Source organism: Janthinobacterium sp. TPC_1 (assembly GCF_056037845.1).
Genome location: NZ_CP195157.1, coordinates 3,167,464 through 3,182,909, shown reverse-complemented (window position 1 = coordinate 3,182,909; position 15,446 = coordinate 3,167,464). Strand labels below are relative to the sequence as shown.

Below are 15,446 nucleotides of genomic sequence, written 5' to 3'. Positions count from 1 at the left end.
CATGACAACCATCATCGCCAGCGAGACTCTGGAAACCATCGACGACTGCTGGAACCATATCGGCGTGGTCGGCGACCAGAGCTGTCCCAAACTGCCCGCCAACGTCCATTGCCGCAACTGCGAGGTGTATGCGGGCGCCGCCCAGCGCAACCTGCAGCGCCCCGTGGATGCACACTACCAGCGCGACTGGGCCAGCCACTTCCGCCAGCTCGACGCGGGCGGCGAAGTGCGCGACAGCTCGGCGCTGGTGTTTCGCATCGGCCGCGAATGGCTGGCGCTGCCCACGCAGGTGTTCGATTCCGTGGCGCCGCAAGCCCGGCCGCAGTGCTGCCGCACCGCAGCGGGCGCGGCCTGGCGGGCATCGTCAATATCGGCGGCAAGCTGTATCCATGCATGTCGCTGGCGCACCTGCTGGGCATCGACGAACAGGGCGCGCCAGCGGCCCGCGGCCGCCACACCTTTGCGCGCCTGCTGCTGATGCGCTGGGAAGAGCAGGCCTATGCGCTGCCCGTGGCTGACCTGCACGGCATCGTGCGCTACGCCTCTGCCAAGGTGCAGGCGCCGGCGGCGACCATCAACAAGGGCCTGTCGCGCTATCTGTCCGGTGTCATCACCGAGGGCGACATGCGCATCGGCTGCCTCGACACGGCGCTGATCGGCTTTCAACTTGCGAGACTATTACGATGAGCCAGGACCAGCACGGCGACCTGAGTGCCTTTTCCATGCTGGATCTGTTCCGCATGGAGGCGGACAGCCAGACCCAGATTCTGACCGATGGCTTGCTGGCCATGGAGCGCCATGCGGGCGACGCGGCCGCCGTCGAATCGATGATGCGCGCGGCGCACTCGATCAAGGGCGCCGCCGCCATCGTCGGCCTGCAAGTGGTGGTGCAACTGGCGCACGGCATGGAAGATAGCTTTGTTGCCGCCCAGCATGGCCGATTAAAACTCACGCCGGAACGGGTCGACGTGCTGCTGTCGGGCGTCGACCTGATCGTGCAGCTGTCGCGCCTGGACGACGCGGGCGCCGAAGCGTGGCTGGCCGCGAATGCGGCGCAGATCGACCAGACCCTGAACGCCATCGCCGGCATCGCCGACCTGCCGGAGCTGCCGGCCCTGCCTGCGGCCCCGCCACCGGTGCCGGCGGCTGCGGCTGCGCCACTGCAGGTGGAAGTTGCCGAACAGCAAGTTCCCGTGGCCAGCGGCCTGGCCGGCGAGGAAGTGGAACCGGCCGCCGCGCCTGCGCCCCGCACGGGTGCCGCACCGGCCAAGGCGCCGGCGCAAAACTTCGACAAACTGCTGTCGCTGGCCAGCGAATCGCCATCAATGCGCACCAGATGCACCCGTTCATCGGCGCGCTGCAGCGTTTCAAGCGCAACCAGAGCAGCCTGTTTTCCGCCATCGAGCACCTGCATGAAGCCATTTCCCGTTCGGGCGATGCGGGCCTGATGGAAAAGTCGCTGCTGGCACTGCAAAAGACGCAGCCGCTGAAGCAGTTCATGCTCGAGCACATCGCCGACATCGAAACCTATGAACGGCGCCTGCTGGCCGTCTCGCAAGGCATGGTCGACGAAGTGCTGGCCCTGCGCATGCGCCCTTTCCGCGACGGCATCCACGCGTTTCCCCGCATGGTGCGCGACCTGGCGCGCAGCCTGGGCAAGGAAGTGCAGCTGGAAATCGAGGGCGAAGACACCCTGGTCGACCGCGACATCCTGGCAAAGATCGAAAGCCCGCTGAACCACATGCTGAGGAATGCCATCGACCATGGCATGGAAGGCCCGTACGAGCGCATCGACGCGGGCAAGGAGGCGCTGGGCACGATACGCATGGAAGCGCGCCACCGCGCCGGCATGCTGAGCATCGAGATCAGCGACGACGGGCGCGGCGTCGACCTGGAAAAAATCCGCCAGTCCGTCATCGAGCGCAAGATGGCCAGCCCCGCCATGGCCGCCGCGCTGTCGCCGGGCGAGCTGCTGGAATTCCTGTTCCTGCCCGCCTTCAGCCTGAAAGCGACGGCCAACCAGCTGTCCGGACGCGGCGTGGGCCTCGATATCGTGCACGAGACGATACGCCAGCAAAACGGCACGGTGCGCCTGGAATCGGAGCCGGGACGGGGCTTCCGCGCCCTGATTACCCTGCCGCTGACGCAATCGATCGTGCGCGCGCTGGTGATCGACGTCCACGGCGAAGCCTACGCCATCCCCATCGTCAAGGTGGAAAGCGTGGTGCGCGTGCCGCAAGCGGCCATCCATACGCTGGAAAACAAGCAGTTCTTCGAGCTCAAGGGCGAGCATCTGGGGCTCGTGTCTGCCGCGCAGGTGCTGGAGCTGGGCGAAGCGGCCAGCCAGGCCGAAGACTTGCCCGTGGTGGTGATCGGGCGCGGCAAGCAAAGCTATGCGCTGGTGGTGGACGCCATCCGCGGCGAGCAAAGCCTGGCGGTGCAGGCCATCGATCCGATCTTCGGCAAGATGCGCGACATTTCCGCCGCCGCCCTGCTCGACGACGGCGAGCCGGTACTGATACTCGACGTGCCCGATCTGCTGCTGTCGATCGACAAGCTGCTGCACGAGGGCGGCCTGCACCAGCTGGCGCAGGCCGGCCACGCGCAGCAGCGCCGCGCCAAGCGCATCCTCGTCGTCGACGACTCGCTGACGGTGCGCGAAATGGAGCGCAAGCTGCTGCTGGCGCGCGGCTTCGAGGTCGACGTGGCCATCGACGGCATCGACGGCTGGAACGTGGTGCGCAGCGGCGAATACGACCTGGTGATCACCGACGTGGACATGCCGCGCATGGATGGCATCGAACTGGTCTCGTTGATCAAGAAGGACCTGCACCTGCACAAGCTGCCGGTGATGATCGTCTCGTACAAGGACCGCCCGGAAGACCGCGCGCGCGGCCTGTCCGCCGGCGCCGATTATTATCTGACCAAGGGCAGCTTCCACGACGAGACCTTGCTCGACGCAGTAGCCGACCTGATAGGAGATGCCCGCTTATGAGTTGTACTTCATGAAAATTGCCATTGCCAACGATGTCGCCATGGCCGCCGAGGCCCTGCGCCGGGTGGTGGCCAGCACGCAGGAACACCAGGTGCTGTGGATTGCCCGCACCGGACTCGAAGCCGTGCGCATGTGCGAGGGCAACCGCCCCGACCTGATCCTGATGGACCTGAACATGCCGGAAATGGATGGCGTGGAAGCGACGCGCCTGATCATGGAGCAAAGCCCGTGCGCCATCCTGGTGGTCACGGGCCGCCCGCAAGACAATGTCAACCAGGTTTTCCGCGCGCTGGGCGCGGGCGCGCTCGACGTCACCGCCACGCCCGTGCTGCAGGGACAAGTGGGCGGCGACAGCGAACTATTGGCCAAGATCAAGACCATCGGCAAGCTGATACGCCATAGTGCAGAGACGCCACCGCCGCGCCAGGCCGTGGCCAATGGCGGCGAACGGGGCGATGGCCAGGTATCGACCCTGGTGGCCATCGGCGCCTCGACGGGCGGGCCATCGGCCGTGGCCAAGGTGCTGTCCGGCTGGACGGCGCCGCCCGGCTGCGCCATCGTCGTGGTGCAGCATATCGATGAAACCTTCGCCTCGCACTTCGCCAAGTGGCTCGATGACCAGCTCAGCATGCCCGTGCGCGTGATCGCCGAAGGCGACGAACTGGTATCGGGCACGGTACTGATCGCCAAGACCAACGACCACCTGCTGCTAGATCAAAATTATCGTTTGGGTTACGATGCAGCACCGCGCGAGTATGTTTACCGCCCGTCCGTCGATGTATTCTTCAACTGCGTGGCGCAGCACTGGCGCGGCGACGCCATCGGCGTATTGCTCACAGGCATGGGACGCGACGGCGGCGATGGCTTGCTGGCCATGCGCCGCGCCGGCAAGACGACGATTGCGCAAGACCAGGCCAGCAGTGCCGTGTACGGCATGCCGCGCGCGGCAGCCGAACTTGATGCGGCGCAGTACATCCTGCCCCTGGATAGAATAGGCGCCAGCCTGCGCAGCCGCCTGGGCGCCAAACTCAACAATGGGTGGGAGCCCTCCCCTAACATCTGAAAAGAATGCAATGCCAGAATTCTCCTCGAGCTTCATCCAGCACGAACCCGCATTGACCGAATTCAAGGTCAGCGTCCTGCTGGTGGACGACCAGTTGATCATTGCCGAGGCAGTCCGGCGCATGCTCAGCGACCAGCAGGATATCGAATTTCATTATGTGACCGACGCCACGCAAGCGCTCGATACGGCGCTGCGCTTGCAGCCGACCGTCATCCTGCAAGACCTGGTGATGCCGGGTATCGACGGCTTCGCCCTGATCCAGCTGTACCGCGAAAACGAGGCGCTGGCGCACGTGCCGGTGATCGTGATGTCGGCCAAGGACGACCCGAAACTGAAGGCGCACAGCTTTGCCGTCGGCGCCAACGATTACGTAGTGAAACTGCCGGACCGCCTGGAGTTGCTGGCGCGCATACGCTATCACTCGGCAGCCCACATCAGCCGCTTGCAGCGCGACCAGGCCTTTCGTTTCCTGCGAGAAAGCCAAAAAAACCTGGCGGACGCGAATATTGAATTACAGAAACTGGCCGCCCTCGATGGCTTGACGGGCATCGCCAACCGCCGCCGCTTCGATGAAACCCTGCAATTCGAATGGCAGCGGGGCCAGCGCGACAAAACACCGCTGAGCCTGCTATTCTGCGACATCGACCATTTCAAAAGCTATAACGATCACTTTGGCCACCTGGCTGGCGACTTGTGCCTCAAAAAGGTCGCCGCCGTGCTGACGGAACATTTGAAACGCCCGGCCGACCTGGCCGCCGCCCGCTACGGTGGCGAAGAATTCGCCCTGATCCTGCCGGAAACGGAAGCGGCCGGCGCGCTGCTGATCGCCGAAGCATGCCGGCGCCATCTGGAAGGCTTGCAGATCGAGAACCCGGCGGCCAGCACGGGCATCGTCACCATCTCGATCGGCGTGGCCACCGTCGTGCCATCGCCCGACTCGACGGTCGAGCAACTGATCAACCGCGCCGACCAGGCCCTGTACGCGGCCAAGCGCGGCGGACGCAACAGCGTGCTGAGCGCCGATGACGTCGAAGACTGATTTTTAACAGCAAGGAAAGTGAAGCATGAGCACACAACTGGACAATGTCAGCGTCGTCAAGAAGTCGAATATCTACTTTGACGGCAAATGCGTCTCGCACAACGTCATCCTGGCCGACGGCACGAAAAAAAGCGTGGGCGTGATTTTCCCGTCATCGTTGCGCTTCAACACGGGCGCGCCGGAAATCATGGAAGTCGTCGGCGGCGTGTGCAAGGTGCGCCTGGCCGACGCGACGGAGTGGAACAGCTATGGCGCGGGCCAGGAATTCAAGGTCCCGGGCAATAGCTATTTTGATATTGAAACGGTGGAGACGCTCGATTACGTCTGCCATTTCGCTTAATTAGACAAACACAGGCTCGGGCGACAGGCGCACGCCATATTTCGCCTCTACATCATCCTGTATCGCTTCCGCCAGCCGGGTAATGTCCGCGCCACGAGCGCCGCCATTATTCACCAGAACCAGTGCCTGCTTGGGATACACTCCCGCGGGCCCCAGGTTTTTCCCCTTCCAGCCGCACTGATCGATCAGCCAGCCGGCCGCCAGCTTTTCCGTGCCATCGGGCTGCACATGGTGCACCAAGGCAGGAAAACGTTCCAACAAGGCAAGACATTGCTCGCGTGACACCACCGGATTCTTGAAGAAGCTGCCCGCATTGCCGATCACGGCCGGGTCGGGCAATTTTCTGCGGCGGATCGCCATCACCGTCTCGGCCACCTGTTGCGGCGTCGGTTCGGCAAGATTACGCTCGGCCACGGCCTGCGCCAGTTCCGCATAGCGCAAGTTCGGCTGCCACTGGGCCGGCAAGGCAAACGTTACTTCCAGCACGATCAGTTCGCGCCCGTCCGCCTGCTTGAAGATGCTGTCGCGGTAGGCGAAGCGGCAGGCGTCGCGGTCCATGTCGAAGACGATGCCGCTGGCGCTGTGCATGACGCTCACGCTATGCAGATAATCCTTGATTTCGACGCCATACGCGCCAATATTCTGGATAGGCGCCGCGCCCACCGTGCCGGGGATCAGCGACAGGTTTTCCAGCCCGCCCACGCCTTGCGCCAGGGTCCATTGCACGAAATCGTGCCAGTTCTCGCCGGCTGCGGCCGTGACGAGTATCGTGTCGAAATCGGCCTGCGCCAGGCGCATGCCGCGCGTGGCCATGTGCAGCACCACGCCGGGAAAGTCGCCCGTGAGCACGATGTTGCTGCCGCCGCCCAGGATCAGGCGCGGCATGGCGGACAGGGCCGGATCTTGCAGCGCCGCCTGCAATTCGGCCTGCGAAGTGATGCGTACGTAGGCGGCCGCATTGGCCGTGATGCCGAAGGTATTCAGGCGCTGGAGGTTGTAATTGTGTTCGATGGTGAGCTCTGGATGCATGGGATAGGGAAATTTTGCTCGATTATAGAGCGAAAGCGACAAAAAACCACCTCAGGACAAGGGCGACTTGCCCGTTGTCCGTTAAAATGTCGCATCTTTAACAGGGCCATCCCATGGCGCAGAATCAGCCGCCAAGGCCCAGCGCGCCGAGCGCGCGCTCGCTTTAACAAGAAAAGGAACAGACCATGCCGTCATTTGATGTAGTCTCCGAAGCCGATATGATCGAAGTCAAGAATGCCGTCGAGCAATCCAACAAGGAAATCACGACCCGCTTCGACTTCAAGGGCAGTGACGCCCGCGTCGAACACAAGGAAAACGAATTGACCGCGTTTGCGGACTCGGAATTCCAGCTCAGCCAGGTACGTGACGTGCTGACGAACAAATTGACCAAACGCAAGGTCGATGTGCGCTTCCTCGACGAAGGCGACATCAAGAAGATCGGCGGCGACAAGGTCAAGCAGATCATCAAGATCAAGAATGGCATCGAATCGGATGATGCCAAGAAAATCGTGCGCGTCATCAAGGACAGCAAGATGAAAGTGCAAGCGAGCATCCAGGGTGAAGCCGTGCGCGTCACGGGCGCCAAGCGCGACGACCTGCAGGCGGCCATGGCCATGCTGCGCAAGGACGTGCCCGACATGCCGCTGGAATTTAATAATTTCCGCGATTAATTTCGATGATGCGCACGCTCCGGCCTGCGCTTGCGCCCGCATGGTGGCAAGCTCTGCCTCGGAGAGCCCGCCCGCTTGGGGTAGAATTGAAGCTGCGCACAGCTACATGCGCCCGCGCGCCTGACCGGCAGCGGGTTTGACCGTACATCTGGCTCAGTGATAACCACGGTAGTCTAAGGATAGCAATGAAACGTGTTGATGATTTCCGCCTGCGATTTGGCAAAAAAGAATATGTGCCCATCATGATAGGCGGAATGGGTGTGGATATTTCCACGTCGGAGCTGGCCCTGGAAGCGGCCCGGCTGAACGGTATCGGGCATATCTCCGATGCCATGGTGGAAGACGTGTCGGATCGCCGGTTCGACACCACCTTCGTCAAAGACAAGACGAAACTGTACAAATTCAACATCAATAACAGCGACAAGGCCGTGGTGCAATTCGACCTGGGCCGCCTGGCGGAAGCGCAGCGCCTGCATATCGGCCGCACCATGGAAGCGAAAAAAGGCGATGGCTTGATCTTCGTCAATTGCATGGAAAAGCTGACCATGAACGGCCCCCGCGAAACCTTGCGCGTGCGCCTGAATGCGGCGCTGGACGCGGGCATCGACGGCATCACCCTGTCCGCCGGTCTGCACTTCGGTTCGTTCGCACTGATGGCCGACCATCCCCGTTTCCGCGATGCCAAGCTGGGCATCATCGTCTCGTCCGTGCGCGCCTTGCAGATTTTCCTGCGCAAGAACGCCAAGCTGGACCGTTTGCCCGACTTCATCATCGTCGAAGGACCATTGGCCGGCGGCCACCTGGGTTTCGGCATGGACTGGGCTAATTACGACCTGCACACGATCACGGCGGAACTGCTGGCCTACCTGAAAGCGGAACAGCTGGACATCCCGCTGATCGCCGCGGGCGGCATCTTCACGGGCAGCGACGCCGTCTCCTTCCTGGAAGCGGGCGCGGCCGGCGTGCAAGTGGCGACGCGCTTTACCGTCACCAAGGAATGCGGCTTGCCAAACAAGGTCAAGCAGGAATACTACAAAGCCTCGGAAGAAGACATCATCGTCAACGGCGTCTCGCCGACCGGCTACCCGATGCGCATGCTGAAGAACACGCCCGCCATCGGCGCCGGCATCCGTCCAGGCTGCGAATCGTATGGCTACCTGCTCGACGCGACGGGCAACTGCGCGTACATCAACTCGTACAACCGCGAAGTTGCCGCCCATCCGGAACAAAAAACCGTCGTCGTGATGGACAAGACTTGCCTGTGCACCCACATGCGCAACTTCAACTGCTGGACTTGCGGCCACTACACGTATCGCCTGAAGGACACCACGCATAAGCTGGACAATGGCGAATACCAGATCCTGACGGCCGAACACGTCTTCAAGGACTACCAGTTCAGCGTCGACAACCAGATCGCCCTGCCGGAAAAAGAAATCCAGGTAGCAAGCTGAATCTTGCCAGCCTGACATAAAAATGGCGCAGCCTGCGAAGGCTGCGCCATTTTTTTATGCGGGGAACATTTCCAGCAATTGCCGCTCGATCACGTCAAACTGTGGCCGCCGCAGCGCGTCTTCCTGCAGGCAAGCTTCCTGCACGGCCTGCAAGACGGGCAAGGGGGCAGCACAATGCGCGATCAACTCGCCCAGCAACACGCCAAAGGCACGCGCCTCTATGCCCTGCAGCAAGTCCCCTTGCGGCGAGCCGGGCGCAAACATGGACGCCGCGCCGAAGTCGCCCAGCAGGCAGGCACCGCCGTCCGCATGCAGGATGTTGTGCGCATACAGGTCGCCATGCACGATGCCGCGCCCATGCAGCTGGCACACGGCCGAGGCGATGCCCTGGGCAATGGCCAGCGCTTGCGCTGCGTCAAAGCGCACACCCTCAGCATACACGTCGCGCGTGCACGACGCCAGGCTGGGCGGCCCGGCCAGGTTGCGGAAGGCCGCGTCAACGAGCGGCATGACGAGTCCCAGCGCCCCTTGCGGATGCGCATCGAGCGTCCCCAGGATGGGAATCAGGCCCGCATGGGCGCCGGCGCTGACACAGGCCGCCATTTCGCTGCGCGGCAAGCCGTCGCTGGTCATCGCCCCCTTGAATACTTTGACGGCGACATCCGTGCAGCCATCGAGGCGGGCACGGGAAATCACGCCCGAGGCCCCCTCCCCCAGCTGCTGCGCCAGTTGCAGGCGCGGCCAGGCCACGCCCGCCGTCCCGGCGCCGCTCAGGGCCGCCAGTTCACGCGCTTGCGTGAAGGGATTGCCCGCATACGCGAGCCAGCTCAGGCGTGGCAAGGCCAGCAGGCAGTCGGGCAGCGCCGTGAAACGGTTGGCGGCAATGCGCACCAGTTCCAGCTGGCGGCAGTTCGCCAGAGAAGCAGGCAAGTGACTCAGGCAATTGCCTGCCAGCATGAGTTTCTGCAATTGCCCACACTTGCCCAGCTCGTCCGGCAAGGCCTCGATGGCATTATCGGTCAGGGTCAGCCAGCGCAGCCTGGATGGCAAGGCTGCGGCCGGCACGTGGCGTATCCGGTTCGCCTTGAAGCCGATCATTTCCAGTGCAGGACAGGAACCGAGCACGGCCGGCAAGGTAGTGAACAGATTATCCGAGCAAAAAATGATGCGCAGCTGGTGCAGGCGCGGTAAATCGTCGGGCAGCGTGGACAGCGCATTGCCGGACAGATCGAGGATTTCCAGGCTGTCGGCCAGGTCGAAGATCTCACGGGGGAAGTCCGCCAAGCCGCAGGACAGCGTCAGGCGGCGCAGGCCGGCCAGTTGGCCAGCGCGTAATTGCTCCAATGTATGCACAGCAGACAAGATATCCCTTTCAAAAACCCGGCAAGCGCTGGCGTAGATAAAATCAGCGGACGAAAAAAAACCCGACCATTGCTGATCGGGTTTTTCTCTAGGTGGAACAGCCGGGGGCTGTTTCACCAAATAACAAGCCTGACGATAACCTACTTTCACACTGGTTGCAGCACTATCATCGGCGCAAAGTTGTTTCACGGTCCTGTTCGGGATGGGAAGGGGTGGGACCAACTTGCTATGGTCATCAGGCATAACTTGTACCGGCATTTGTCTCCTGTAGGACGACAAAGCCATGAATCTGGAAGAAGCAAAGATTAAGGGTAATGAATCGGTGTATCAACACACACGCAACGTTGTACCGTCTTATCCTCTGTACCTGCTAAGGTTATAGGGACAAGCCGTACGGGCAATTAGTACTGGTTAGCTTAATGCATTACTGCACTTCCACACCCAGCCTATCAACGTCCTGGTCTCGAACGACCCTTCAAAGAGCTCAAGGCTCTGGGAAATCTCATCTCAAGGCAAGTTTCCCGCTTAGATGCTTTCAGCGGTTATCTCTTCCGAACTTAGCTACCCGGCAATGCCACTGGCGTGACAACCGGTACACCAGAGGTTCGTCCACTCCGGTCCTCTCGTACTAGGAGCAGCCCCCTTCAAATTTCCAACGCCCACGGCAGATAGGGACCAAACTGTCTCACGACGTTTTAAACCCAGCTCACGTACCACTTTAAATGGCGAACAGCCATACCCTTGGGACCGGCTACAGCCCCAGGATGTGATGAGCCGACATCGAGGTGCCAAACTCCCCCGTCGATATGAACTCTTGGGAGGAATCAGCCTGTTATCCCCAGAGTACCTTTTATCCGTTGAGCGATGGCCCTTCCATACAGAACCACCGGATCACTATGTCCTACTTTCGTACCTGCTCGACTTGTCAGTCTCGCAGTTAAGCACGCTTATGCCATTGCACTATCAACACGATGTCCGACCGTATCTAGCGTACCTTCGAACTCCTCCGTTACACTTTAGGAGGAGACCGCCCCAGTCAAACTGCCTACCATGCACTGTCCCCGATCCGGATAACGGACCAAGGTTAGAACCTCAAACAAACCAGGGTGGTATTTCAAGGTTGGCTCCACGAGAACTAGCGTCCCCGCTTCAAAGCCTCCCACCTATCCTACACAGATTGGTTCAAAGTCCAATGCAAAGCTACAGTAAAGGTTCATGGGGTCTTTCCGTCTAGCCGCGGGTAGATTGCATCATCACAAACATTTCAACTTCGCTGAGTCTCGGGAGGAGACAGTGTGGCCATCGTTACGCCATTCGTGCAGGTCGGAACTTACCCGACAAGGAATTTCGCTACCTTAGGACCGTTATAGTTACGGCCGCCGTTTACTGGGACTTCAATCAAGAGCTTGCACCCCATCATTTAATCTTCCAGCACCGGGCAGGCGTCACACCCTATACGTCCACTTTCGTGTTTGCAGAGTGCTGTGTTTTTATTAAACAGTCGCAGCCACCAGTTTATTGCAACCCTTTCACCCTCATGGAGTAAACCAATCAAGCTACCGGGGCGTACCTTTTCCCGAAGTTACGGTACCAATTTGCCGAGTTCCTTCTCCCGAGTTCTCTCAAGCGCCTTAGAATACTCATCTCGCCCACCTGTGTCGGTTTGCGGTACGGTCTCGTATGACTGAAGCTTAGAGGCTTTTCTTGGAACCACTTCCGATTGCTTCGTGAATAAATTCACTCGTCCCATCCCCTTGAATTCCGCGCCCGGATTTGCCTAAGCGCCTTCTATGAGACAGAAACCAACTATTCCAACAGTTGGACAACCTTCCGCGATCCGTCCCCCCATCGCATCATACGACGGTGCAGGAATATTAACCTGCTTCCCATCAGCTACGCATCTCTGCCTCGCCTTAGGGGCCGACTCACCCTGCTCCGATGAACGTTGAACAGGAAACCTTGGGCTTACGGCGTGGAGGCTTTTCACCCCCATTATCGCTACTCATGTCAGCATTCGCACTTCTGATACCTCCAGCATCCTTTACAAGACACCTTCGCAGGCTTACAGAACGCTCTCCTACCATATCCAATAAAGGATATCCGCAGCTTCGGTGACTGGCTTAGCCCCGTTACATCTTCCGCGCAGGACGACTCGATCAGTGAGCTATTACGCTTTCTTTAAATGATGGCTGCTTCTAAGCCAACATCCTGACTGTTTTAGCCTTCCCACTTCGTTTTCCACTTAGCCAATCTTTGGGACCTTAGCTGGCGGTCTGGGTTGTTTCCCTCTTGACGCCGGACGTTAGCACCCGACGTCTGTCTCCCAAGCTCGCACTCATCGGTATTCGGAGTTTGCAATGGTTTGGTAAGTCGCAATGACCCCCTAGCCATAACAGTGCTCTACCCCCGATGGTGATACTTGAGGCACTACCTAAATAGTTTTCGGAGAGAACCAGCTATTTCCAAGTTTGTTTAGCCTTTCACCCCTACCCACAGCTCATCCCCTAATTTTTCAACATTAGTGGGTTCGGACCTCCAGGGCGTGTTACCGCACCTTCATCCTGGCCATGAGTAGATCACTTGGTTTCGGGTCTACACCCAGCGACTGATCGCCCTATTCGGACTCGATTTCTCTACGGCTTCCCTATGCGGTTAACCTTGCCACTGAATGTAAGTCGCTGACCCATTATACAAAAGGTACGCAGTCACGGAACAAGTCCGCTCCTACTGTTTGTATGCACACGGTTTCAGGATCTATTTCACTCCCCTTCCGGGGTTCTTTTCGCCTTTCCCTCACGGTACTGGTTCACTATCGGTCGATTACGAGTATTTAGCCTTGGAGGATGGTCCCCCCATATTCAGACAGGATGTCACGTGTCCCGCCCTACTTGTCGTACGCTTAGTACCACCGGTCCGATTTCACATACGGGGCTATCACCCACTATGGCTCCTATTTCCAGAGGATTCTGTTATCGGTCCGACTATCACGTACAGGCTCTTCCCATTTCGCTCGCCGCTACTTTGGGAATCTCGGTTGATTTCTTTTCCTGCAGCTACTTAGATGTTTCAGTTCGCCGCGTTCGCTTTGCATACCTATGTATTCAGTATGCAATACCCTAAAAGGGTGGGTTGCCCCATTCGGAAATCTGCGGATCAAAGTGTGTTTGCTCACTCCCCGCAGCTTATCGCAAGCTACTACGTCCTTCATCGCCTGTAATCGCCAAGGCATCCACCATGTGCACTTATTCGCTTGTCCCTATAACGTTAGCCTCTGATTACTAGGTAATCAAAGAGCACTACAGGGATAAGAAAGTACAACGTTGTTGCTTGTTTGTTGATACATACAATCATTACCCATCGATTTGCTTGTTACGGCAAACCGATCAATAAATAATCTTTACTTCTTCCAGATTGTTAAAGAACGAAACAGCTTTGATCGCTAAAAGATCAAACCTAAACCACAGTCTTGTTGACCGGCTTACGTTTGCACTTTCAAAGTATTGGTGGAGGATGACGGGATCGAACCGACGACCCCCTGCTTGCAAAGCAGGTGCTCTCCCAGCTGAGCTAATCCCCCTGGGTATGACTGGTAGGGCTGGTTGGACTCGAACCAACGACCCCCGCGTTATCAACACGGTGCTCTAACCAGCTGAGCTACAGCCCCAACGCGGTGCTACTACGACTACTGTTTCTTCTTAATTAAACAGCCGATAAGTGTGAACATTTGATGCGTGAACCATTACTGGTTCGTGCAAACTCTAGAAAGGAGGTGATCCAGCCGCACCTTCCGATACGGCTACCTTGTTACGACTTCACCCCAGTCACGAATCCTACCGTGGTAAGCGCCCTCCTTACGGTTAAGCTACCTACTTCTGGTAAAACCCGCTCCCATGGTGTGACGGGCGGTGTGTACAAGACCCGGGAACGTATTCACCGCGACATGCTGATCCGCGATTACTAGCGATTCCAACTTCATGCAGTCGAGTTGCAGACTACAATCCGGACTACGATACACTTTCTGCGATTAGCTCCCCCTCGCGGGTTGGCGGCGCTCTGTATGTACCATTGTATGACGTGTGAAGCCCTACCCATAAGGGCCATGAGGACTTGACGTCATCCCCACCTTCCTCCGGTTTGTCACCGGCAGTCTCATTAGAGTGCCCTTTCGTAGCAACTAATGACAAGGGTTGCGCTCGTTGCGGGACTTAACCCAACATCTCACGACACGAGCTGACGACAGCCATGCAGCACCTGTGTACTGGTTCTCTTTCGAGCACTCCCCAATCTCTCGGGGATTCCAGCCATGTCAAGGGTAGGTAAGGTTTTTCGCGTTGCATCGAATTAATCCACATCATCCACCGCTTGTGCGGGTCCCCGTCAATTCCTTTGAGTTTTAATCTTGCGACCGTACTCCCCAGGCGGTCTACTTCACGCGTTAGCTGCGTTACCAAGTCAATTAAGACCCGACAACTAGTAGACATCGTTTAGGGCGTGGACTACCAGGGTATCTAATCCTGTTTGCTCCCCACGCTTTCGTGCATGAGCGTCAATCTTGACCCAGGGGGCTGCCTTCGCCATCGGTGTTCCTCCACATATCTACGCATTTCACTGCTACACGTGGAATTCTACCCCCCTCTGCCAGATTCTAGCCTTGCAGTCTCCAATGCAATTCCCAGGTTGAGCCCGGGGATTTCACATCAGACTTACAAAACCGCCTGCGCACGCTTTACGCCCAGTAATTCCGATTAACGCTTGCACCCTACGTATTACCGCGGCTGCTGGCACGTAGTTAGCCGGTGCTTATTCTTCAGGTACCGTCATTAGCAAGAGATATTAGCTCTCACCGTTTCTTCCCTGACAAAAGAGCTTTACAACCCGAAGGCCTTCTTCACTCACGCGGCATTGCTGGATCAGGCTTTCGCCCATTGTCCAAAATTCCCCACTGCTGCCTCCCGTAGGAGTCTGGACCGTGTCTCAGTTCCAGTGTGGCTGGTCGTCCTCTCAGACCAGCTACTGATCGATGCCTTGGTAGGCTTTTACCCTACCAACTAGCTAATCAGATATCGGCCGCTCCACGAGCATGAGGTCTTGCGATCCCCCACTTTCATCCTTAGATCGTATGCGGTATTAGCGTAACTTTCGCTACGTTATCCCCCACTCCAGGGTACGTTCCGATATATTACTCACCCGTTCGCCACTCGCCACCAGAGCAAGCTCCGTGCTGCCGTTCGACTTGCATGTGTAAGGCATGCCGCCAGCGTTCAATCTGAGCCAGGATCAAACTCTTCAGTTTAATCTCTGTTACTTTGCCATTTTATTGGCACCGTCTTGCGACGGGTCGCTCACTCAAAAAACTGACAGGCTACTACTTTCGTAGCGCCTATTTCATTATTTCTTGTGAACATTTGATATTTTAAGTATGACGCCAATCCGAAGATCGGCGCTGCACTACATCAAATGCCCACACTTATCGACTGTTAATTGTTAAAGAACTGT

At 58.5% G+C, this 15,446-nt stretch carries 9 protein-coding genes, 2 tRNA genes, 3 rRNA genes and 1 pseudogene; 8 read left to right on the top strand and 7 right to left on the bottom strand.

The genetic code is table 11. From position 1 onward, the window contains the following. Position 1: 1 nt before the first annotated feature. The 6 genes and pseudogenes from ACQVLG_RS15565 (at position 2) to ppnP (ending at position 5,437) form a co-directional block, all read left to right on the top strand. The gene (locus ACQVLG_RS15565) at positions 2–478 is read left to right on the top strand and encodes a hypothetical protein (protein ID WP_474290056.1); all 477 of its coding nucleotides are present in this window, start codon (positions 2–4) and stop codon (positions 476–478) included. After that, positions 361–687: a chemotaxis protein CheW gene (locus ACQVLG_RS15560; protein WP_474295660.1), complete on the top strand. Its 327-nt coding sequence runs from the start codon at positions 361–363 to the stop codon at positions 685–687. Before ACQVLG_RS15565 ends, ACQVLG_RS15560 begins: the two co-directional genes overlap by 118 nt. Then, positions 684–2,995 (top strand): annotated as a pseudogene (locus tag ACQVLG_RS15555) (hybrid sensor histidine kinase/response regulator). The gene ACQVLG_RS15560 and the pseudogene ACQVLG_RS15555 overlap by 4 nt, the downstream one beginning before the upstream one ends. A 10-nt stretch (positions 2,996–3,005) precedes the next feature. Continuing rightward, positions 3,006–4,058, top strand: a complete 1,053-nt coding sequence (gene cheB, locus ACQVLG_RS15550; RefSeq protein WP_474290055.1) for a chemotaxis-specific protein-glutamate methyltransferase CheB — start codon at positions 3,006–3,008, stop codon at positions 4,056–4,058. A 10-nt stretch (positions 4,059–4,068) separates the two neighbouring features. Next, the gene (locus ACQVLG_RS15545) at positions 4,069–5,097 is read left to right on the top strand and encodes a diguanylate cyclase (RefSeq protein ID WP_474290054.1); all 1,029 of its coding nucleotides are present in this window, start codon (positions 4,069–4,071) and stop codon (positions 5,095–5,097) included. 25 nt (positions 5,098–5,122) lie between these two features. Further along, positions 5,123–5,437: a pyrimidine/purine nucleoside phosphorylase gene (gene ppnP, locus ACQVLG_RS15540; RefSeq protein WP_474290053.1), complete on the top strand. Its 315-nt coding sequence runs from the start codon at positions 5,123–5,125 to the stop codon at positions 5,435–5,437. Here ppnP and murB read toward each other — a convergent pair whose 3' ends face one another. Next, a complete protein-coding gene (gene murB / locus ACQVLG_RS15535) occupies positions 5,438–6,466 on the bottom strand; it encodes a UDP-N-acetylmuramate dehydrogenase (RefSeq protein ID WP_474290052.1) in 1,029 nt (342 codons plus the stop codon). A gap of 185 nt (positions 6,467–6,651) precedes the next feature. On the opposite strand from murB, the gene ACQVLG_RS15530 reads away from it, so the two are divergent. Both ACQVLG_RS15530 and ACQVLG_RS15525 read left to right on the top strand, forming a co-directional pair. Beyond that, positions 6,652–7,137 (top strand): YajQ family cyclic di-GMP-binding protein, encoded by a 486-nt coding sequence (locus ACQVLG_RS15530; protein WP_034759416.1) that lies wholly within the window; start codon positions 6,652–6,654, stop codon positions 7,135–7,137. Between the two features lie 185 nt (positions 7,138–7,322). Beyond that, positions 7,323–8,588 carry a nitronate monooxygenase gene (locus tag ACQVLG_RS15525; protein ID WP_230542318.1) on the top strand — a complete coding sequence of 422 codons (1,266 nt, stop codon included), beginning with the start codon at positions 7,323–7,325 and terminating at the stop codon, positions 8,586–8,588. Positions 8,589–8,642: 54 nt separating this feature from the next. On the opposite strand, the gene ACQVLG_RS15520 is transcribed toward ACQVLG_RS15525, so the two are convergent. From ACQVLG_RS15520 to ACQVLG_RS15495, 6 genes are all read right to left on the bottom strand, one after another. Beyond that, positions 8,643–9,941, bottom strand: coding sequence for a leucine-rich repeat-containing protein kinase family protein (locus ACQVLG_RS15520; RefSeq protein WP_474295658.1), 1,299 nt, complete (start codon positions 9,939–9,941; stop codon positions 8,643–8,645). Between the two features lie 136 nt (positions 9,942–10,077). After that, positions 10,078–10,190 (bottom strand): 5S ribosomal RNA (gene rrf, locus ACQVLG_RS15515). Between the two features lie 140 nt (positions 10,191–10,330). Then, positions 10,331–13,206, bottom strand: a 23S ribosomal RNA gene (locus tag ACQVLG_RS15510). A 245-nt stretch (positions 13,207–13,451) separates the two neighbouring features. After that, positions 13,452–13,527 (bottom strand) — tRNA-Ala (locus ACQVLG_RS15505). 10 nt (positions 13,528–13,537) lie between these two features. Further along, positions 13,538–13,614, bottom strand: a tRNA-Ile gene (locus ACQVLG_RS15500). Positions 13,615–13,712: 98 nt separating this feature from the next. Next, a 16S ribosomal RNA gene (locus ACQVLG_RS15495) occupies positions 13,713–15,243 on the bottom strand. Together the 16S, 23S and 5S rRNA genes with 2 tRNA genes alongside form the textbook arrangement of a ribosomal RNA operon. Positions 15,244–15,446: the final 203 nt, after the last annotated feature.

Coding starts and splice junctions, on each gene's coding strand:
- ACQVLG_RS15565 (WP_474290056.1), top strand. CDS start 2: ATGACAACCATCATCGCCAGCGAGACTCTGGAAACCATCGACGACTGC.
- cheB (WP_474290055.1), top strand. CDS start 3,006: ATGAAAATTGCCATTGCCAACGATGTCGCCATGGCCGCCGAGGCCCTG.
- ACQVLG_RS15545 (WP_474290054.1), top strand. CDS start 4,069: ATGCCAGAATTCTCCTCGAGCTTCATCCAGCACGAACCCGCATTGACC.
- ppnP (WP_474290053.1), top strand. CDS start 5,123: ATGAGCACACAACTGGACAATGTCAGCGTCGTCAAGAAGTCGAATATC.
- murB (WP_474290052.1), bottom strand. CDS start 6,466: ATGCATCCAGAGCTCACCATCGAACACAATTACAACCTCCAGCGCCTG.
- ACQVLG_RS15530 (WP_034759416.1), top strand. CDS start 6,652: ATGCCGTCATTTGATGTAGTCTCCGAAGCCGATATGATCGAAGTCAAG.
- ACQVLG_RS15525 (WP_230542318.1), top strand. CDS start 7,323: ATGAAACGTGTTGATGATTTCCGCCTGCGATTTGGCAAAAAAGAATAT.